General features: G+C 65.3%; 17 protein-coding genes. 9 read left to right on the forward strand and 8 right to left on the reverse strand.

The features are described from left to right. Positions 1 to 123: 123 nt before the first annotated feature. The 4 genes from NLM31_RS35885 to NLM31_RS35900 all read left to right on the forward strand — a co-directional run bounded on the left by NLM31_RS35885 (position 124) and on the right by NLM31_RS35900 (position 3,841). Positions 124 to 1,164, forward strand: coding sequence for a class I fructose-bisphosphate aldolase (locus tag NLM31_RS35885; protein WP_254195294.1), 1,041 nt, complete (start codon positions 124 to 126; stop codon positions 1,162 to 1,164). Positions 1,165 to 1,167: 3 nt separating this feature from the next. After that, positions 1,168 to 1,836, forward strand: coding sequence for a thiamine phosphate synthase (locus NLM31_RS35890; protein WP_254195295.1), 669 nt, complete (start codon positions 1,168 to 1,170; stop codon positions 1,834 to 1,836). A gap of 8 nt (positions 1,837 to 1,844) precedes the next feature. Further along, positions 1,845 to 2,948, forward strand: coding sequence for a tetratricopeptide repeat protein (locus NLM31_RS35895; protein WP_254195296.1), 1,104 nt, complete (start codon positions 1,845 to 1,847; stop codon positions 2,946 to 2,948). Positions 2,949 to 3,055: 107 nt separating this feature from the next. Beyond that, complete coding sequence (locus NLM31_RS35900; RefSeq protein ID WP_254133978.1) at positions 3,056 to 3,841, forward strand: inositol monophosphatase family protein; 786 nt, start codon at positions 3,056 to 3,058, stop codon at positions 3,839 to 3,841. Between the two features lie 91 nt (positions 3,842 to 3,932). Here NLM31_RS35900 and NLM31_RS35905 read toward each other — a convergent pair whose 3' ends face one another. From NLM31_RS35905 to NLM31_RS35935, 7 genes are all read right to left on the reverse strand, one after another. Further along, entirely contained in the window at positions 3,933 to 4,184 is a 252-nt protein-coding gene (locus NLM31_RS35905; protein WP_254195297.1) for a hypothetical protein, read from the reverse strand. 378 nt (positions 4,185 to 4,562) lie between these two features. Beyond that, positions 4,563 to 5,690 carry an AAA family ATPase gene (locus tag NLM31_RS35910; RefSeq protein WP_254195298.1) on the reverse strand — a complete coding sequence of 376 codons (1,128 nt, stop codon included), beginning with the start codon at positions 5,688 to 5,690 and terminating at the stop codon, positions 4,563 to 4,565. A 162-nt stretch (positions 5,691 to 5,852) separates the two neighbouring features. After that, positions 5,853 to 9,008 carry a multidrug efflux RND transporter permease subunit gene (locus tag NLM31_RS35915; RefSeq protein ID WP_254133981.1) on the reverse strand — a complete coding sequence of 1,052 codons (3,156 nt, stop codon included), beginning with the start codon at positions 9,006 to 9,008 and terminating at the stop codon, positions 5,853 to 5,855. A gap of 6 nt (positions 9,009 to 9,014) precedes the next feature. After that, the gene (locus NLM31_RS35920) at positions 9,015 to 10,208 is read right to left on the reverse strand and encodes an efflux RND transporter periplasmic adaptor subunit (protein WP_254133982.1); all 1,194 of its coding nucleotides are present in this window, start codon (positions 10,206 to 10,208) and stop codon (positions 9,015 to 9,017) included. A 244-nt stretch (positions 10,209 to 10,452) separates the two neighbouring features. Continuing rightward, positions 10,453 to 10,602: a hypothetical protein gene (locus NLM31_RS35925; protein ID WP_254133983.1), complete on the reverse strand. Its 150-nt coding sequence runs from the start codon at positions 10,600 to 10,602 to the stop codon at positions 10,453 to 10,455. Positions 10,603 to 10,824: 222 nt separating this feature from the next. Continuing rightward, on the reverse strand, positions 10,825 to 11,853 hold the full coding sequence (locus NLM31_RS35930) for a cyclopropane-fatty-acyl-phospholipid synthase family protein (RefSeq protein WP_254195299.1): 1,029 nt from the start codon (positions 11,851 to 11,853) through the stop codon (positions 10,825 to 10,827). Then, on the reverse strand, positions 11,850 to 12,659 hold the full coding sequence (locus tag NLM31_RS35935) for a DUF1295 domain-containing protein (protein WP_254195300.1): 810 nt from the start codon (positions 12,657 to 12,659) through the stop codon (positions 11,850 to 11,852). The genes NLM31_RS35930 and NLM31_RS35935 overlap by 4 nt, the downstream gene beginning before the upstream one ends. A gap of 182 nt (positions 12,660 to 12,841) precedes the next feature. Between NLM31_RS35935 and NLM31_RS35940 the strand changes: the two genes are divergently transcribed. From NLM31_RS35940 to NLM31_RS35955, 4 genes are all read left to right on the forward strand, one after another. Next, on the forward strand, positions 12,842 to 13,870 hold the full coding sequence (locus NLM31_RS35940; RefSeq protein ID WP_254195301.1) for a flagellar motor protein MotA: 1,029 nt from the start codon (positions 12,842 to 12,844) through the stop codon (positions 13,868 to 13,870). A 24-nt stretch (positions 13,871 to 13,894) separates the two neighbouring features. Continuing rightward, positions 13,895 to 14,923 (forward strand): peptidoglycan -binding protein, encoded by a 1,029-nt coding sequence (locus NLM31_RS35945; protein ID WP_254195302.1) that lies wholly within the window; start codon positions 13,895 to 13,897, stop codon positions 14,921 to 14,923. Continuing rightward, positions 14,923 to 15,369 (forward strand): GNAT family N-acetyltransferase, encoded by a 447-nt coding sequence (locus NLM31_RS35950; protein ID WP_254195303.1) that lies wholly within the window; start codon positions 14,923 to 14,925, stop codon positions 15,367 to 15,369. Before NLM31_RS35945 ends, NLM31_RS35950 begins: the two co-directional genes overlap by 1 nt. A gap of 67 nt (positions 15,370 to 15,436) precedes the next feature. Then, positions 15,437 to 15,706, forward strand: coding sequence for a hypothetical protein (locus NLM31_RS35955; RefSeq protein WP_254195304.1), 270 nt, complete (start codon positions 15,437 to 15,439; stop codon positions 15,704 to 15,706). A 162-nt stretch (positions 15,707 to 15,868) separates the two neighbouring features. Here the strand turns inward: NLM31_RS35955 and NLM31_RS35960 are convergent, their stop codons facing one another. Then, complete coding sequence (locus NLM31_RS35960) at positions 15,869 to 17,695, reverse strand: ABC transporter ATP-binding protein/permease (protein ID WP_254195305.1); 1,827 nt, start codon at positions 17,693 to 17,695, stop codon at positions 15,869 to 15,871. A 200-nt stretch (positions 17,696 to 17,895) separates the two neighbouring features. Here NLM31_RS35960 and rpmE point away from each other — a divergent pair, with 200 nt between their 5' ends. Beyond that, the gene (rpmE, locus tag NLM31_RS35965; RefSeq protein WP_027530154.1) at positions 17,896 to 18,123 is read left to right on the forward strand and encodes a 50S ribosomal protein L31; all 228 of its coding nucleotides are present in this window, start codon (positions 17,896 to 17,898) and stop codon (positions 18,121 to 18,123) included. Positions 18,124 to 18,160 lie beyond the last annotated feature (37 nt).

Here is an 18,160-nt window from a genome sequence, read left to right on the forward strand (position 1 = left end):
CGGCCGGCCCAATGTTACCCAGCCGATCCCCCTTTTACCCTGCGACCAACGTTAACTCGGCAATTGCCCGAGAACCGTCTATTTTCACAGGCAAGGGCAGAATCGTTTTGGGAGGACCTCTCGATGAATCTGACTGAGCTCAACAAAATTGCGACCGCCATGGTCGCGCCGGGCAAGGGCATCCTTGCCGCCGACGAATCCTCCGGCACCATCAAGAAGCGGTTCGACGCGATCGGCGTGGAATCGACCGAAGCCAACCGCCGCGACTATCGCGAGATGCTGTTTCGGTCGAAGGAAGCCATGAGCCGGTACATCTCGGGCGTGATCCTCTATGACGAGACGATCTGGCAGGACGCCAAGGACGGCACGCCGCTGGTGAAGCTGATCGAGAGTAGCGGCGCCATTCCCGGCATCAAGGTCGACGAGGGCACGCAGGCCTTGCCGATGTGCCCGGGCGAGCTTGTCACCGTCGGGCTCGACAAGCTCGCCGAGCGGCTGAAGAAGTATTATGAGCGCGGCGCGCGCTTCGCCAAATGGCGCGCGGTGATCGATATCGGCAGCGGCACTGACGGCCGGGGCATCCCCTCGATGACCGCGATCAGCGTCAATGCCCATGCGCTGGCGCGCTATGCCGCGCTGTGCCAGGCCGCGCAGATCGTGCCGATCGTCGAGCCGGAGGTGCTGATGGACGGCGATCACGACATCGATCGCTGCTATGAGGTCACGACCCGCGTGCTCAACAAGACGTTCCAGGAATTGCGCGTGCAGCGCGTGGCGCTCGAAGGCATGGTGCTGAAGCCGAACATGGCGATCTCAGGCAAGAAAAGCGCAAAGCAGGCCTCCGTGGAGGAGGTCGCGGAGAAGACGATCCGGCTGCTGAAGGCGTGCGTGCCGGCGGCGGTGCCCGGCATCGCCTTCCTCTCCGGCGGCCAGTCGGACGAAGAGGCGACCGCGCATCTCAACGCCATGCACAAGCTCGGACCGCTGCCGTGGGGCCTGACCTTCTCCTACGGCCGTGCGCTGCAGGCGGCGCCGCAGAAGGCCTGGTCGGGTAGGCCCGAGAACGTCACGGCCGGACAGAACGCATTCAGTCATCGCGCCCGCATGAATGGCCTCGCCTCCAAGGGCGAATGGCAAAGCAGCCTGGAAAAGAAGGCAGCCTAGATCTTGTCGAACAAATCGCCTCCGCCGCGCCCGGCGCCGCGCCTTTATCTCGCGACGCCCGTTGTCGATGATCCCGCCTCGCTCATCGCCGAATTGCCGGCGCTGCTCGCAGCCGTCGATGTCGCAGCCGTGCTGGTGCGGCTGAAGGAGACCGACCAGCGCACCATGATCTCGCGGATCAAGGCCTTGGCGCCGATCGTGCAGAACGCGGGCGCGGCGCTGCTCGTCGACGGCCATCCTGAGCTCGTCGCGCGTGGCGGCGCCGATGGCGCACACCTGCCGGGCATCGCCGCACTGAAAGAGGCGATGCCGTCGCTCAAGCCCGATCGCATCGCCGGCGTCGGCGGGCTGACGACGCGGCACCATTCGATGGATGCGGGCGAGATGGGCGCGGACTATCTGCTGTTCGGCGAGCCCGATGCGAACGGGCAGCGACCGTCGGCGCAAGCCATTGCCGAACGGCTCGACTGGTGGGCCGAGCTGTTCGAGCCGCCCTGCGTCGGCTTCGCTGTTACGTTCGAGGAGGCCCACGATTTCGCCGCCAGCGGCGCCGATTTCGTGCTGGTCGGCGATCTCGTCTGGGCGGATTCGCGCGGGCCGAAGGCCGCGCTGATCGAGGCCGACGCGGCGATCAAGAAGGCCTTCGCGGCCGTTGCCGTGGGCGAGGGCTAGCGCCCGCCATGACGCTCCCGCGCATCACCCTTCTGGCCACGCTGCTGTTGGCGGCGCCTGCGGCCGCGCAGCTCCAGATCACGCCCCCGGCCACGATCCCGAGCCCTGCGGCCGAAAAGCAGAAGCCAAAGGAAGCGGCAAAGGAGCCGGCGAAGGAAAAGCCCAAGGTCGCGCCGCACACGATCAAGAAGAAGGAGGCTGCCCCGGCGCCGAAGCCGTCGGCCTCGCCGAGCCCGACGCTGCCGGCAACCGTGATCCCGGCGCCGGCAACGGACAATTCCAACGTCGACCTGGTGTTCGGCGCCTATCAGCGCGGCCAGTACAAGACCGCCTTCGACCTCGCCAGCGCGCGCGCCAAGACCGGCGACGTCAAGGCCATGACCATGCTGGGCGAGCTCTACTCCAACGCCATGGGCATCAGGCGCGACTACGCCAAGGCGGTCGAATGGTACAAGCGCGCTGCCGATGCCGGCGATCGCGAGGCGATGTTCGCGCTCGCCATGCTGCGCATGGCCGGCCGTGGCGGCCCCGTCGACAAGGGCGAGGCGGTCAAGCTGATGGCCTCAGCCGCCAAGCTCGGCGAGCCCAAGGCAGCCTACAACCTCGCTCTGCTGTATCTGGACGGCCAGACACTGCCGCAGGACGTCAAGCGCTCCGCCGAACTGCTGCGCCAGGCGGCCGATGCCGGGCTGCCCGAGGCGCAATACGCACTCGCGACCTTCTACAAGGAAGGCACCGGCGTGCCGAAGGACCCCGAACGGTCGGTGCGGCTGCTGCAGGCGGCCTCGCTGGCCGACAATGTCGATGCGGAGGTCGAATATGCCATCGCCATGTTCAACGGCACCGGCACGCCGAAGAACCAGCCGGCGGCCGTGGCCCTGCTGCGCAAGGCGTCCCGCCAGGGCAGCGCGATCGCGCAGAACCGCCTCGCCTGGGTCCTGATCAACGGCATGGGCACATCCGTGGACAAGGTCGAGGGCTTCAAATGGCATCTGGTGGCCAAAACCGGCGGCAAGGGCGATCCGGAGCTCGACAAGCAGCTGTCCGATCTGCCCGCGGACGATCGCGCCAAGGCGGAGGCCGGCGCCAAGAAATGGCTCGGGAACAAATGACCTGACTTCAGGTGCCCTGAAGGCTTGACGTTTGGTCCCTCGCGGGGCACCCAATCCCCTCAAATGGCGCCCTTCCGCGCCTCCTCCCCCTATCAAGACCAGAGCTCATGCTGTATTCCGCCACTATCAACGTCATGGTCAAAGCCGCGCGCCGCGCCGGCCGCAGCCTCAAGCGCGATCTCGGCGAGATCGAGCATCTCCAGGTCTCGCTGAAGGGGCCTGCCAATTTCGTCACGCTTGCCGACAAGCGCGCCGAGGAGATCCTCTACCAGGACCTCTCGAAGGCCCGGCCCGGCTACGGCTTCATCGGCGAGGAAGGCGGCACGCGGGAAGGCTCCGACAAGAGCCACACCTGGATCGTCGATCCGCTCGACGGCACCACCAACTTCCTGCACGGCATCCCGCAATTCGCGATCTCGATCGGTCTCGTGCGCGAGGGCACCATCATTGCCGGCGTGATCTACAATCCCGCCAATGACGAGCTCTACATCGCCGAGCGCGGCAAGGGCGTCTTCCTCAACGACCAGCGCCTGCGCGTGGCCGGCCGCCGCCAGCTCAACGAATGCGTGGTGGCCTGCGGCCTGCCCCATATCGGCCGCGGCGACCACGAGGAATTCCGCCGCGAGATGACCGCGATCCAGGACCGCGTCGCGGGCCTGCGCCGCTTCGGCGCCGCCTCGCTCGACCTCGCCTTCGTCGCCGCCGGCCGCCTCGACGGCTATTGGGAGCGCAACCTGCAATCCTGGGACATCGCCGCCGGCATGCTGATGGTGCGCGAAGCCGGTGGTACCGTGAGCGATATCAGCACGCCGGGCGACGCCCTGGTGACAGGCGACGTCGTGTGCGGGAATGAGTTCGTGCACGGCGAGCTGGTGAAGATTTTGCGGAAGTAGACGGACTCTTTCGTCACGTCGTTTGCGCGCACCCGTAAGACCGAGAGAATAGAGGCCGCACATCGCGGCCTCCGGTCTCATGTCGTGCGGCTTACCACGCCACCCACTTGCGGCCGTGCCAATAGCCCCGACCCTCGTGCTCGCGGAAAGCAAACTTTTCGCGCGGTCCCCAGCGCCAATTGTCTTCGTGAACGACGACGCCCGCTTCGTGCGGAAACTCGTAGGCCTCATGCGTGTGCCAGCAGGTGTGGCCCTGACACACGATCGCGGCCGATGCGGTGAAGGTGGACATCATCAGCACGCCGGTGCCGACAGCGGCAGCGGAAAGAATCTTCTTCAACATTGGGACGATTTCTCCGTGGAACCCTAACCCCGCGGGCAAACACATTTGCGCACGGCCGGTTCCGTCGGAACACGTGAAGTTTTCGTAAGGATTCTCGAGCTGCGCGCGGGCAGCGCGAGAGTTCGATCTTCAGCGCGGAATGGATTTAGGCTGAAGCGATTGCCGCGGCGGATTGTTCACCTCTCCCGCTTGCGGGAGAGGTCGGCGCGAAGCGCCGGGTGAGGGCTCGCTCCTCTTGGGGATTGTCCCATTGCGGAAACACCCTCTCCCCGACCCTCTCCCGCAAGCGGGAGAGGGAGTGCCTCTCCGTGGTGACCATCAAACCTGATCTCATCAATCAAACCTGATCTCATCAATCAAACCTGATCTCATCACGATTCAAGCGTCGTCGTCTTCCGATTCGTCGTCGCGATACTCGCCGCCGAGGGTCAGGCCTTCGATGGTCGTGGCGCCCTTCGACTTGATCACCCGGCGAAGCGGGACCGAACTCTCGTTTCGCAACGCATCCATCAACTGCTCCGAATGGGTGACGATCCAGATGTCGGCGCGGCTCGATGCCTTGACGATCAGCCGGGCCAATGGCGCCAGCAGCGACGGATGCAGGCTGGTCTCGGGTTCGTTCAGCGCGATGAACGGCGGAAGCCGATAGCCCATGAACACCGCAAGCAGGCAAATGTATTTCAGCGTCCCGTCGGATAATTCGTGCGCACTGAACGGCCGCGGCATATCCGTCAGTTGCAGGTCAAAATCACACAGGCCATTTTGCTCCCATGCGCGGAGCTCAGCGCCTGGAAATGCATCCTCGATTGCGTCCTGCAGGTCGACCGCGTCTTCCCTGATCGTATAGAGCGTCGCCAGCGCCGCGGCCAAATCGGTCCCATCGGCACTGAGCGAAGGCGTCGTGATCGCCAGACACGGCTTTCGTATCGGCGAGGCCGGATCGGTGCGAAAGTCGTGATAGAAGCGCCAGCCCAGCATGGCGTTTCTGATCAGATCGATTTCCGGGCATTCCTTGCCATCTGCAAAGCCGGCAAGCGCCGTCTCGGACGGCAGCACCGCATCCTTGTGGCTGCTCCACGCGCCGCTGTCGCTGCGAACGCTGACGAGCGAATTCTTCCGCTCCATCAGCAAAACCGTTCGCTTGCCCTGCACCGCCTCGATACTCTCGGCCTTGATCATCGGCTCGCCGGAAAACGCCGCCTCGAGGGGACCGGGAAATCCGATCTCGATCGAATATTTGAGACGGTCGAATTTGGCCGACAACCGCAGTCGCCCATCTTCGCCGCGCTTGCGAACGCCGGACCAGCAGACCGAATTCAATCCGCCTTCGTCGGCGATCGTGCGCGTGATCCGCCCGGTCGCCGCATCGCGCAACAGCGACAAGGATTTGTAGAGGTTGGATTTGCCGACGCCATTCTCGCCCACAAACACGGACAGGGGGTGGATTGGTAGGGAGAGCCGGCGGATGGAGCGATAGTTCGAGATCGCAATGTCGGTCGGACGCATCACATGCTCTCAATCGGCAGGCCGTGTGCAGTCGCGGCGCAGTGCGACTACACATGCCTTCAATCCAGAGATGTAGTCTGGATTGACCAACTTGGGAAGGCAAGTGCTCCGCTTGTCATTCCGGGGCGCGCCTCTTGACGCGTGCCCGGAATGACGAGTGCCCTATGGCTTCACCGGCGCCGGCGGGCCATACGCCCCGCCGTCCTTCGCGACCTTCGGCTCCCGGTCACCCGCCAGCACGCGCTGCACCGAGACGAAGAACACAGGCACCATCAGCAGCGCCAGGATCACCACCGCGATCATGCCACCCATCACGACGGAGCCCAGCGCCTGCTGGCTGGCGCCGCCGGCGCCGTGCGCGATCGCCATCGGCAGCACGCCGCAGATGAAGGCGAGACCCGTCATCAGGATCGGGCGGAAGCGCAGGCGGCAGGCCTCGATGGTGGCTTCCACCAGCGGCTTGCCCTCCTTGCGCAGATCCTTGGCGAACTCGATGATCAGGATGGCGTCCTTAGCCGCAAGGCCAATGATCGTGATCAGGCCGACGGTGAAATAGACGTCGTTGGGCAGGCCGCGCAGCATGGCGGCCACCACCGCGCCGACGATGCCGAGCGGCACGGTGAGCAGCACCGCAAGCGGAATGGTCCAGCTCTCATAGAGCGCGGCCAGACACAGGAACACCACGAACACGGAGAGCGCGAGCAGGAACGGGGCCTGCGAGCCCGACAGCTTTTCCTGGAGCGACTGTCCGGTCCATTCATAGCCGAAGCCGCGCGGCAGCTGTCCGGCGAGCCGCTCCATCTCGGCGATGGCATCGCCCGAGGTGAAGCCGGGCCTGGCTTCGCCCGAGATGCGCACGGCCGGATAGTAGTTGAAGCCCGCGATCTGCGTCGGCCCGCGCGACCATTCGACCGTCGCGAAGGAGGAGAACGGCACCAGCTGGCCGTGGGAGTTCTTGACGTTGTAGTTGAGGATGTCCTCGGTCCTCATGCGGTCGCGGCTGTCGGCCTGCACCACGACGCGCTGCATGCGGCCGCGATTCGGGAAGTCGTTGATGTAGTTCGAGCCGAGATTGGTCGAGATCGTGTTGTTGATGTCCTCGAAGGTGACGCCGAAGGCGCCGGCCTTCTCGCGGTCGATCACGAGATTGACCACGCCGGCCTCGGGCAGGCCCTCGATATAGACCTTCTGCAACACCGGGCTCGCATTGGCTTGCGCGATCAACTGGTCGGCGGCGCGCATCAGGGCCGGATAGCCCTTCTGGCCGCGATCCTGCAGACGGAACGAGAAGCCGGAGGAGTTGCCGAGATTGTCGATCGGCGGCGGCTGCAGCGCCGAGATCTTGGCGTCGCGGATCGACGACCCCAGATCGCGGTTGATGTCGTTGACAACAGCAGCCGCGGATTCGTTCGGTCCACGCTCCGACCAGTCCTTCAGCGTGATGAAGGCCTGCGCGGTGTTCATGCCCTGGCCGGAGAAGCTGAAGCCGGTGAGGAAGGTGACGTTGTCGACACCCGGGCGCTGCGCCAGATATTTTTCGACCTTCTCGATCACCGCCTCGGTGCGGCCGTAGGACGAATCCGACGGCGTCTGGACGTCGGTGGTGACAAAGCCCTGGTCGTCGACCGGCAGGAAGCCGCCCGGGAGATTGACGAAGGCCCAGGACAGGCCGGCGAGCAGCGCGACATAGACCAGCATCAAACGTCCGGTGCGCTTCAGCGAGAAGCCGACCGTGCGGGAATAGCCCTCCTTGCTGCCCTCGAGCATGCGGTTGAACCAGCCGAACACGCCCCTCTTGGCGTGACCGTGGCCGGCCGCGACGGGCTTGAGCAGGGTCGCGCACAGCGCCGGCGTCAGCGACAACGCGAGGAAGGCCGAGAAGCCGATCGCCGCGACCATGGTCACCGAGAACTGGCGGTAGATGATGCCGACCGAGCCCGGGAAGAACGCCATCGGCACGAACACGGCCATCAGCACCAGCGTGATGCCGATGATGGCGCCGGAGATCTGCGACATCGCCTTCCGCGTCGCTTCCCTCGGCGGCAGGCCCTCCTCGGTCATGATGCGCTCGACGTTCTCGACCACGACGATGGCGTCGTCGACGAGGATGCCGACGGCGAGCACCATGCCGAACATCGAGAGCATGTTGATGGAGTAGCCGGCGAGCAGCAGCGTGGTGCAGGCGCCCAGCAGCGCCACCGGCACCACGATGGTCGGAATGATGGTGTAGCGGATGTTCTGCAGGAACAGGAACATCACCACGAACACCAGCACCACGGCTTCGACCAGCGTCGTCAGCACCTTCTTGATCGAGGCCTCGACCACCGGCGTGATGTTGTAGGGGATCTCGTAGGAGATGTTGGCCGGGAAGAAGCGCGACAGCTCCTTCATCTTCTCCTCGACCGCGCTCGCGGTCGCCAGCGCATTGCCGGTCGGCGACATCAGCACGGAGAGACCGGCCGTCGGCTTGCCGTTCAGGCGGGTGTTGAACTGATAGCTGAGGCCGCCGACCTCGACGCGCGCGACGTCGCGCAGCCGCACGGTCGAACCGTCGGCATTGGCGCGCAGGATGATGGCGCCGAACTCGTCCGGCGACGACAGCTGGCCCTTGACCAGCACCAGCGCGGAGGTGCGCTGGCTGTCGGTCGACGGCTCCGCCCCGATGCTGCCCGAGGCGACCTGCGCGTTCTGTGCGGCGATCGCCTTGTTGACGTCGTCGGCGGTCAGCCCGTAGCCGACCAGCTTGGCCGGATCGACCCAGACGCGTAGCGAACGTTCCGTTGAATAGAGCGTGGCGCGGCCGACGCCGGGGATGCGGCGGATTTCGCCGAGCACGTTGCGGATCATGAAGTCGCCGAGGCCAACCTCGTCGAGGCTGCCGTCGGTCGAGTTCAGCGTGATGATCTGCAGCACCGCGCTCGAGGCTTCCTCGATCAAAATGCCCTGCTGGATCACCGCGCGCGGCAGCCGCGCCTCGACGCGCTTGATGCGGTTCTGCACCTCGACGGACGCCGCGCTGGTATCGGTGCCCGGCTGAAAATTGGCGATGATCTCGACCTGGCCGAGCGAATCGCTGGTCGATTCGAAATTGAGGATGCCGGAGGCGCCGTTGAGCTCCTCCTCGATCAAGCGGGTGACGCTGTTGTAGAGGTTTTCCGGCGACGCGCCCGGGTAGCTCGTCGAGATCGAGATCGAGGGCGGCGCGATGATCGGATATTGCGCGATCGGCAGCAACGGGACCGAGATCGCGCCGATCAGACAGATGAACAGCGCGACGACCCAGGCGAAGATCGGCCTGTCGATGAAGAAGCTCGCCATGGCGCGTTACCGCGTGGCCTTGAGGGCGTGCCGGTTGTCCGCGCTCGCCTCGGCTTCGGACCAGGATTGCGGCTTGACCTTGTCGCCGGCCGCAAATTTCTGGAAGCCCTCGACCACGACCTTGTCGCCGGCCTTCAGGCCGTCGGTGACGAACCAGACGCCGTCCTGCACCGAGCCGGTGCGCACCGGCTGCACCGCGATGCGGTTGTCGTCCTTGACGACGAACACCTCGCTGCCGCCACCGCCATTACGCTGGACCGCCTGCTGCGGCACCGCGATCGCGTCGGAATCGAGGCCCTGATCGAGGCGGACACGGACATACATGCCCGGCAGCAGCTCGCGCTTGGGATTGCGGAATTCGCCGCGCAACGTCACCTGGCCGGTATGGGCGTCGACCTTGGCCTCGGAGAACAGCAGCTTGCCGTCGAGCGCATAGATGGTGTTGTCGTCGAGCACGAGGCGCACCTTGACGGCATCGGACTCGATGCGATCGAGGTCGCCGCTTTCGAAAGCGCGGCGCAGCTGGTTGAGCTCGGTCACCGACTGGGTGAAGTCCGCATAGATCGGATCGAGCTGCTGCACGGTGGCGAGATTGGTCTCGTTCTGCACGACGAGCGCGCCCTCGCTGACCAGGGCGGCACCGACCACGCCGTCGATCGGAGCGCGCACGGTGGCATAATCGAGATTGAGCTTGGCGCGCGCGAGGTCGGCCTTGCGGCCCTCGACGTCAGCCTGCGCCTGGCGCTCGGCGGCAATGGTCTTTTCGTTCTCGGCTTCGGGCGCGGCGCGCTGGCTGGTCAGCGTCGCGATGCGCCGCGCCTGCTGCTGCGCCTGCATCAACGCGGCCTCGGCCTTGTCGACCGCAGCGTCGTTGGCCATCACCTCGACCTCGAACGGACGCGGATCGATGCGATAGAGCGCATCGCCCGCCTTCACCTCGCTGCCCTGGCGGAACAGCCGCTCGACCACGATGCCCGACACGCGCGGCCGCACCTCGGCGACGCGCGTCGGCGAGATCCGGCCCGGCAGCTCGCGTACCACGGCGCGCGGTTGCGGCTTGACGGTGACGATGCTGACATCGGGTTCGGAGGTTTGGGCAGTGGCGACGGCGGAAGAGGATTCGTCGCAAGCGCCTAGCAGCGGCGCAAGGGCCGCGAGCATCATTGCAACGCATGCCGATCGCGCTCGAAGTCCTGACATGAAGTGGGGTGCCCCAAAATTGTTGAAACTGATCACGCTTCGCGCGCAACGCCCGTTCTGGGCAATGACTGCGCGGCTGATGCGATCAAAATAGAATGGACTTGCTGCGACGCAACGCATCGCGCGGGCGGCTCAATGTCACACGCGCTATGGCGCTGAGTTCAGGCCGATTTTTGCGACTCACCAGATTGTGAGTCCGGTTCCATCGCGGCACGCTGCGACAGAACATCGCAATGACAGCGAGTTACCGGGCTTGATCGTAAGCCTGCAGGATCCGAACGAAATCAGCCATGCTGGATCGATCCTGGTTTTCAGCCATGGCCGCAACCTGAGTATGGGATGCGGGCCGGCTGCCCTGCCAGAACCACATGAGGAGATCGGCGATGTTTCTCATGGCGTACTCGCTGCACCAGCTGTGGCCGTAAGCATCAATTGAGCGGCAAAGCGCTCAATCGGGAGATAAGGCCAGTGGGCGCTACGCCGCCGGCCTTGTCCCGCAACTGCCGGCTCGGAGGCCGGTTCCGTTGCTGTTCACCGTGGATGTATCGGTAACACCAAGGACCTGGTCGGGCCATTACGCGCAGGTATTGCGCGACCATACTTAGGTAGGCTCGGACTACGGCGTCGCCTTCATCCGATAGTGGCTGACGCCCCACTCCGTTCCGTCGGCGCAGCCGAACAGACCGGCGGTGGCGAGGAAGAACCAGCGCCAGCGCCGCATCCACAAATAGGTCTCGTCACCATAGACGTTGCGCAAGGCGGCTTCGATCGCGTCGCGATGTGCATCGAAATTCGCCAGCCAGTCGTTCGCGGTGCGCTGATAATGCGTACCGCTCCAGCACCATTCCTTCTCGATCGCGAAGATGTCGGCATATTGCCGGATGAGCTGATGGCTCGGCATCACGCCGCCGGTGAAGAAGTGCTGGGCGATCCAGTCTTCGCGATTGGCGCGGTCGAACGCATAGGAGCCCGTGCGATGGGTGAAGATGTGCATGAAGAAGCGCCCCTCCGGCGCAAGCCATGCACGCGCACGGGTCATCAGCTTGCGCCAGTTCATCATGTGCTCGAACATCTCGACCGAGACGATGCGGTCGAACTGGCCGTCCGGCGCGAACACGTTCATGTCTGATGTGACGACGCGCAGGTTCAAGAGCCCGCGGCTCTGCGCGATGTCCTCGATATAGGCGCGCTGCGATTGCGAGTTCGACACCGCGGTCACCGTGGCATGCGGAAACTGCCGGGCGATCCACAGCGACAGCGAGCCCCAGCCGCAGCCGAGTTCGAGGATGGTCTGCCCGTCGGCGAGGCCGGCATGCTCGACGGTCTGGCGCAACGCTTCCTCCTCGGCCTCCTGCAGCGTCGTCGCTTCGGTCTTGTAGAAGCAGGAGGAGTATTTGCGGTTCGGGCCCAGCACCTGCGCGAAGAAGCTTTGCGGGACTTCGTAGTGCTGGGTATTGGCAGCGTCGGTATGTTCGGCGATCGGTCGCATCATCATCCGTCCGGCGAAGGCGGCATCGTCGGCCGCCGTATGCGCGGCGAGACGCGTCGCGGTGCGCGAGCACAATCGCTGGATGGCGGCGCGGACCACGAGATCCGGCAGCGGCACGCGTTCGGCAGTCCCGATGATCGTGGACACGACGCTCATGCGGCCATTCCCTCTCTCGGTGGCAACGGAAAGAACATGCTGGTTCGGGATTGATAGGCGCGGTAGCGCTCGCCGCGCGACCGCAGCATCTGCGCTTCCAGCGGCGGGATGCCGGTGACGTGGACCAGGATCCAGTACATGAAGATGGGTGCGAGCAGGCTGGCCCAGCCCCAGGGATAGCCGGCCGCAAGTCCGATCACGGGATAAGCGAGCCAGCCGAGCCATTCGAAGAAATAATTGGGATGGCGCGACCAGCGCCACAGCCCGGCATCGCAGACCTTGCCGTGATTGGCGGGGTCGCGGCGGAAGCGGCGCAACTGCGCATCGGCCTGCGCCTCGCCCGCGATCCCGATCAGCAGGATCGCGGCACCCAGGACGTCCTGGATCCGCAAGGCTGATACAGGGACGTGCGCGGCGACAAAAATCGAAAACACCAGGGGCACCGAGCCCAGCGCCTGGTTCTGCAGGAAGATGAACATCCGCCGCGGGGCATTGAGCCCCCACTCCGCGGCAAAGGTGGCATAACGGGGGTCATCTTTGATCCCCGCGGTGCGGATCGCGATGTGGGTGCCGAGCCGGAGCGACCAGACCGCGACGAGGCCGGCAACCAGCCATTGCCGTTCATTGGGCCCCTCGCCTGCGACCGGCCACAGGGCGCTGCCGGCGCCGACCAGCCCGACGGCAAAGGTCCAGATCGTGTCGACCCAGCCGGAATTGCCGGTGCGCTGCTGTACAACCCAGGCGAAGGCCATCAGGACCGCGAGCGAAAGCGCGATGGCCGCCAGTCCGCCAAGATACGTCGCCATGCAAAAAATCCGAGCTAAGCCTGTGGAATGCCGAAGTTTTGCAAAATACGTCGGTATCAAAGCGCGGTTTCAGCTTTGGGTTCCCGAACCAGTCCCGAAATCGGCACAACCGGCGCTTTTTTTGGGCCGGCGCTGTGCCATAGTGCGGATGCAAGCAAGCTTCGTAACGGATGATACCGGCCATGCCGTCAGGCGCCTCGCCCCGCTCCTCCCTCGACATCGAATACACAAAACTGTCCTCCCCCAGCGTCTTCCTGGTGCGGATGCTGGTTTTCCTGGTGCTGTGCACGCTGGTGGGCGTGGTGCTCTACAAGCAGATCATCCAGGCCTTCTTCGCCAATCCCGGGCTGAACGCCCTGATCGGCGGCGTGATGTTCATCGGCGTCATCCTGGCCTTCCGCCAGGTGATCCGGCTCTATCCCGAGGTGTCCTGGGTCAACAATTTCCGTATCGCCGATCCCGGCCTGGCGCCGGCCCGGCATCCCAAGCTGCTGGCCCCGATGGCGATGATCCTGGGCGGCGAGCGCAGCGGGCGGATGTCGATCACGCAGACCACGATGCGGCATCTGCTCGATTCGATCGCGACCCGCCTGGACGAGGCCCGCGACATCTCTCGCTACATGACGGGCTTGCTGGTCTTCCTCGGCCTGCTCGGCACCTTCTGGGGCCTGATCGAGACGGTCGGCTCGGTCGGCAAGGTGATCGACGGCCTCAAGGTCGGCGGCGATTCCGGCGCGCTGTTCGACACGCTGAAGGAGGGCCTCGCCGCCCCGCTCGGCGGCATGGGCATTTCGTTCTCGAGCTCGCTGTTCGGTCTCGCCGGCTCGCTGATCCTCGGCTTCCTCGATTTGCAATCGAGCCAGGCGCAGAACCGCTTCTACACCGACCTCGAAGACTGGCTCGCCACCACCGTGCGCGAGTACGGCAGCGGCGAGGTCGCGGTCGCGGCTCCCGCCGCCGCCGGCGGCGGGGTTGCCAGCGGCGAACTTCAGGCCGCGGTCGAGCGCTTGCGCTCGGTGCTCGAAGAAGGCAGCGCCAGTCGCGGCACCACGGCGGCGATGGCGAGCCTCGCCGAGGCGATCCAGGCGCTGGTCTCGCATATGCGGACCGAGCAGCAGATGATCCGCGAATGGGCCGACGGCCAGGGTGAGCAGAACCGCGAGATCCGCCGCCTCCTGGAGCGCATCGCGCGCCAGCCCGAGAAGAGTTAAGCAATCAGCATTTGAGAGGCGAGCATGGCTCTAGCCCGCGGCCGTCGTAGCGACGGCGCCTTCAACTACTGGCCAGGATTTGTCGACGCGCTATCGACGCTGGTGCTGTCGATCGTGTTCCTGCTCTCGGTGTTCCTGGTCGTGCAGTTCTTCCTGTCCCAGGAGGTAACCGGCAAGGACAAGGCGCTGGAACAGCTCAACGCCAAGATCGCCCAGCTGACCGAGCTGCTCTCGCTGGAGAAGCTCGGCAAGCTCTCGCTCGACGACCAGGTCTCGCAGCTGAAGGCCGGCCTCGCCTCGGCCGAGACCGAGCGCGACCGCATGAAGGGTCTCTATGAGGGCCTCGCCAATGCCGGCAACGACGCGCAGGGCAAGACCGCCGAGCTCGGCAAGGCGCTCGACTCCGAGAAAGCCGTCTCGGCGCGAGCGCTGGCGCAGATCGAGGTGCTGAACCAGCAAATCAGCGCGCTGCGCCGGCAATTGGCAGCGCTGGAGGAAGCGCTCGACGCTTCGGAAAAGAAAGACAAGGAATCGCAGAACCGCATCGCCGATCTCGGCTCACGCCTGAACGTCGCGCTGGCGCAGCGTGTGCAGGAATTGTCACGGTACCGTTCCGAATTCTTCGGTCGATTGCGCGCCATTCTCGGCAACCGTCCCGATATCCGCGTGGTCGGCGACCGCTTCGTGTTCCAGTCGGAAGTGTTCTTCGACACCGGACAGGCGACGCTGCTGCCTGAGGGCCGCGCCGAGCTCGACACTGTCGCGGCCGCGCTGATCGAGCTCGACAAGAAGATCCCCGCCGAAATCGCCTGGGTGCTGCGCGTCGACGGCCACACCGACGTGCGGCCGGTGAGCGGCGCGAACTTCAAGTCGAACTGGGACCTGTCGGCGGCGCGCGCGATCTCGGTGGTGCAATATCTGATCTCGCTCGGCGTCCCCGCCCAGCGCCTGGTTGCCGCCGGCTTCGGCGAATTCCAGCCGCTCGACACCGCCAACACCGAAGACGCCTACAAGCGCAACCGCCGCATCGAGCTGAAGCTGACGGAGCGGTAGTGAGCGCGCTCCACCTCCGCCCCTACGTGGACGCCGACGAAGCGGCGACGATCGAGCTGTGGCATCGCACCTGGCAGCAGGCCTATCCGCAGATCGATTTTGCCGCGCGCGTGGACTGGTGGCGCGAGCGCTGGCGCAACGAGCTGGTGCCGAAGGCCGCGATCGTCGTCTCGGAACAAGATGGCGTGCTGACGGGTTTCGTGACCATCGACGGCGACGGCTATCTCGACCAGCTCGTGGTCGACCCCAATCGTTGGGGCTCGGACGCCGCAAGGCTGCTGGTGGATGAAGCGAAGCGCCTGTCGCCATCGGGCGTGACCCTGCTGGTCAACAAGGACAACAGCCGCGCCATCCGTTTCTACGAGCGTAACGGCTTTGCGCATGAAGGCGAGGATGTGAACCCGACGTCGGGACGGCCGGTGCTGAAGATGGCGTGGCGGCCGTGACTGACGTCACGCAAAAGCGCGGCGCTGTTTGCTAGCGTGACATCAAGCAAGCAGATGGAGAGGATCGATGCGGCTGAGCGAGCTGGCCAAGGGGTCTTCGGTTTTCCTGGGCGTCATCGTCGCCGGCTATGTGTCGACTGTGTATGTCGACCAGCGCCTGGCCTCGCCGCCCAAAGCAGCCAGCGAGACGACGCCTTCGCCAAGTTCGACGAACACACCTGCTCCGGCCGACAGCCCGGCTCCGGCCAACGGCGGGTCGGCCTGCATCGGTGAGGGTGGGAGCTGGAAGAACTGGCCGTGGCCGAACGTGCCGATGGGCTCACCGAAGTGCAAGTGAGCGGGCCACAAGCTCCGCTGTCATTCCCCGCGAAGGCGGGGAATCCAGTAAGCTGCGGCTTCTCGGTTGAGCACGACTTTCTCGGCGTACTGGATCACCCGCTCCATTGCGCAGGTGCGCACAAGGCGGGCGATGACACCGTTGGTGGCGTGAGACAGCGCCTCACACCCCCTCGAATTGCAACCTCGCCAGCCGCGCATAGAGCCCGTTCACCGCGACGAGCTCGGCATGCGTGCCCTGCTCGACGATCTTGCCCTGGTCCATCACCAGGATGCGGTCGCAGGACAAGACGGTGGCGAGGCGATGCGCGATCACCAGCGTGGTGCGGTGGGCCATCAGCTCTTCGAGCGCGGTCTGCACCAGCGTCTCGCTTTCGGCGTCGAGCGCGGAGGTGGCTTCATCGAGCAGCAACAGCGGCGCATCACGCAGGATGGCGCGCGCGATCGCGATGCGCTGGCGCTGGCCGCCGGAGAGCGTCACGCCACGCTCGCCGAGCGGGGTCTCGAAACCTTCGGGCAGGCGGCGGATGAACTCGGTGGCGTGCGCGAGCTCGGCGGCACGCTCGACCTCGGCGTCGGTCGCATCGGGCCGGCCGAAGCGGATGTTTTCGCGGGCGCTCGCAGCAAAGACGTTGGATTCCTGCGGCACCAGCGCAATGCGGGAGCGGAAATCGCGCGGGTCGGCGGACTTCACCGGAACGCCGTCAAGCGAGATCGCACCATTGCGCGGATCGTAGAAGCGCAGCAGCAGATGGAAGATCGTGCTCTTGCCGGCGCCGGACGGGCCGACGATCGCGACCTTCTCGCCGGGCCGCACCGCAAACGAGACCGCGTCGAGCACATTGACGTCAGGCCGCGCCGGATAAGAGAAGCTGACATGATCGAAGCCGACCTCACCGCGCCCGGGCACCGGCAATGCGCGCGGCGATGCCGGCGCCTTGATGTCGGGCTGCACGTGAAGAATCTCGAACAGGCGTTCGGCCGCGCCTGATGCCGCCGACACCTCGCCCCAGACCTCGCTGAGCTGGCCGAGCCCTGCGGCCGCGAAGGCCGCATAGAGCACGAACTGGCCGAGCCGGCCCGGCGTGATCGCGCCGGTCAGCACGTCGTGCGAGCCGATCCAGAGGATGCCGACCACGCTTGCGAACACGATGAAGATGACGATGGCGGTGAGAACCGCGCGGGCCTGCGTGGATGTGCGCGCGGCCTCATAGGCCTGCTCGACCTCGCCGCCGAAACGCTTCGCAGCGAGCCCTTCGCTGGTATAGGCCTGCACGGTGCGGATCGCGCCGACCAGCTCGCCGGCATAGGCGGACGCATCGGCCAGCGTGTCCTGCGCATTGCGCGACAGCCGCCGCACCCAGCGCCCGAAGGCGACCAGCGGCAGCACGATCAAGGGGATCGCCAGCAGCACGAAACCGGAGAGACGCGGGCTGGTGATCACCATCATCGCCGCTGCGCCGAAGAACATCATCAAGTTGCGCAGCGCGATCGACACGGAGGCACCGACCGCGGATTTGATTTGCGTGGTGTCGGCGGTGAGCCGCGACACCAGCTCGCCGCTGCGCGCGGAATCGAAGAAGGCCGGCGAGAGCGAGAGCAGGTGCGCAAACACATCGCGCCTGAGATCGGCGACGATGCGCTCGCCGATCGTCATCACGAGGTAGTAGCGCGAGGCGCTCGCCAGCGCGAGCACGGCGACGACCGCGATCATCACCGAGAAGTAGCTGTTGATCAGCGCGATGCCTTCCGGCGTCAGGCCGAAATCAATCATCCGGCGCACCGCGACCGGCACCAGCAGCGTGGTCAGCGCCGCAACCGTCAGCGCCACGAAGGCGAGGACCGCCCGGCCGCGATAACGGGCCACGTAAGGCGCAAGCGCCATCAACGGCCGCAGCTTGGCCCGGCCCTTCGCCGGCTGCTCGATCAGTTCGGCTTCGATCGACGGGGCTTCTGCCGGCCCGGTTTCAAGCCGTTCTACTGCGCTCATGGGATCCGACCAAAAGAGAGACGTTGGCTCCACATAGGCCGCGGCAGGGGGCGAGGCAAATCCGGGATGTCCCTTAGGGGACGGCCCGTTCTCCAGTCGCCACAACGGCTTGTTTTAGGGGCTCCTGTGAGGTATAGACCCGGCCAAATCCGTCATTCGATAGTCACTCAAGCAAGGCGCCGGGCGCCCTAGGAATTGCCATGAAAGCCGAAATTCATCCGGATTATCATACGATTAAGGTCGTCATGACCGACGGAACCGAGTACCTGACCCGCTCCACCTGGGGCAAGGAAGGCGACACGCTGAACCTCGACATCGACCCGAAGTCGCACCCGGCCTGGACCGGCGGCAACGCCCAGCTGATGGACCGCGGCGGCCGCGTCTCGCGCTTCCAGAAGAAGTTTTCGGGCTTCCTCAAAAAGGATTGATCCTGGCCGCAAGGTTTTGGACGAAAAACGCCCCCGG

The organism is Bradyrhizobium sp. CCGUVB4N, assembly GCF_024199945.1.
GTDB lineage: Bacteria > Pseudomonadota > Alphaproteobacteria > Rhizobiales > Xanthobacteraceae > Bradyrhizobium.

Coding starts and splice junctions, on each gene's coding strand:
- NLM31_RS35935 (WP_254195300.1), bottom strand. CDS start 12,659: ATGGCGACGTATCTTGGCGGACTGGCGGCCATCGCGCTTTCGCTCGCG.
- NLM31_RS35895 (WP_254195296.1), top strand. CDS start 1,845: ATGACGCTCCCGCGCATCACCCTTCTGGCCACGCTGCTGTTGGCGGCG.
- NLM31_RS35925 (WP_254133983.1), bottom strand. CDS start 10,602: ATGAGAAACATCGCCGATCTCCTCATGTGGTTCTGGCAGGGCAGCCGG.
- rpmE (WP_027530154.1), top strand. CDS start 17,896: ATGAAAGCCGAAATTCATCCGGATTATCATACGATTAAGGTCGTCATG.
- NLM31_RS35915 (WP_254133981.1), bottom strand. CDS start 9,008: ATGGCGAGCTTCTTCATCGACAGGCCGATCTTCGCCTGGGTCGTCGCG.
- NLM31_RS35885 (WP_254195294.1), top strand. CDS start 124: ATGAATCTGACTGAGCTCAACAAAATTGCGACCGCCATGGTCGCGCCG.
- NLM31_RS35910 (WP_254195298.1), bottom strand. CDS start 5,690: ATGCGTCCGACCGACATTGCGATCTCGAACTATCGCTCCATCCGCCGG.
- NLM31_RS35930 (WP_254195299.1), bottom strand. CDS start 11,853: ATGAGCGTCGTGTCCACGATCATCGGGACTGCCGAACGCGTGCCGCTG.
- NLM31_RS35920 (WP_254133982.1), bottom strand. CDS start 10,208: ATGTCAGGACTTCGAGCGCGATCGGCATGCGTTGCAATGATGCTCGCG.
- NLM31_RS35905 (WP_254195297.1), bottom strand. CDS start 4,184: ATGTTGAAGAAGATTCTTTCCGCTGCCGCTGTCGGCACCGGCGTGCTG.
- NLM31_RS35900 (WP_254133978.1), top strand. CDS start 3,056: ATGCTGTATTCCGCCACTATCAACGTCATGGTCAAAGCCGCGCGCCGC.
- NLM31_RS35940 (WP_254195301.1), top strand. CDS start 12,842: ATGCCGTCAGGCGCCTCGCCCCGCTCCTCCCTCGACATCGAATACACA.
- NLM31_RS35945 (WP_254195302.1), top strand. CDS start 13,895: ATGGCTCTAGCCCGCGGCCGTCGTAGCGACGGCGCCTTCAACTACTGG.
- NLM31_RS35960 (WP_254195305.1), bottom strand. CDS start 17,695: ATGAGCGCAGTAGAACGGCTTGAAACCGGGCCGGCAGAAGCCCCGTCG.
- NLM31_RS35955 (WP_254195304.1), top strand. CDS start 15,437: ATGCGGCTGAGCGAGCTGGCCAAGGGGTCTTCGGTTTTCCTGGGCGTC.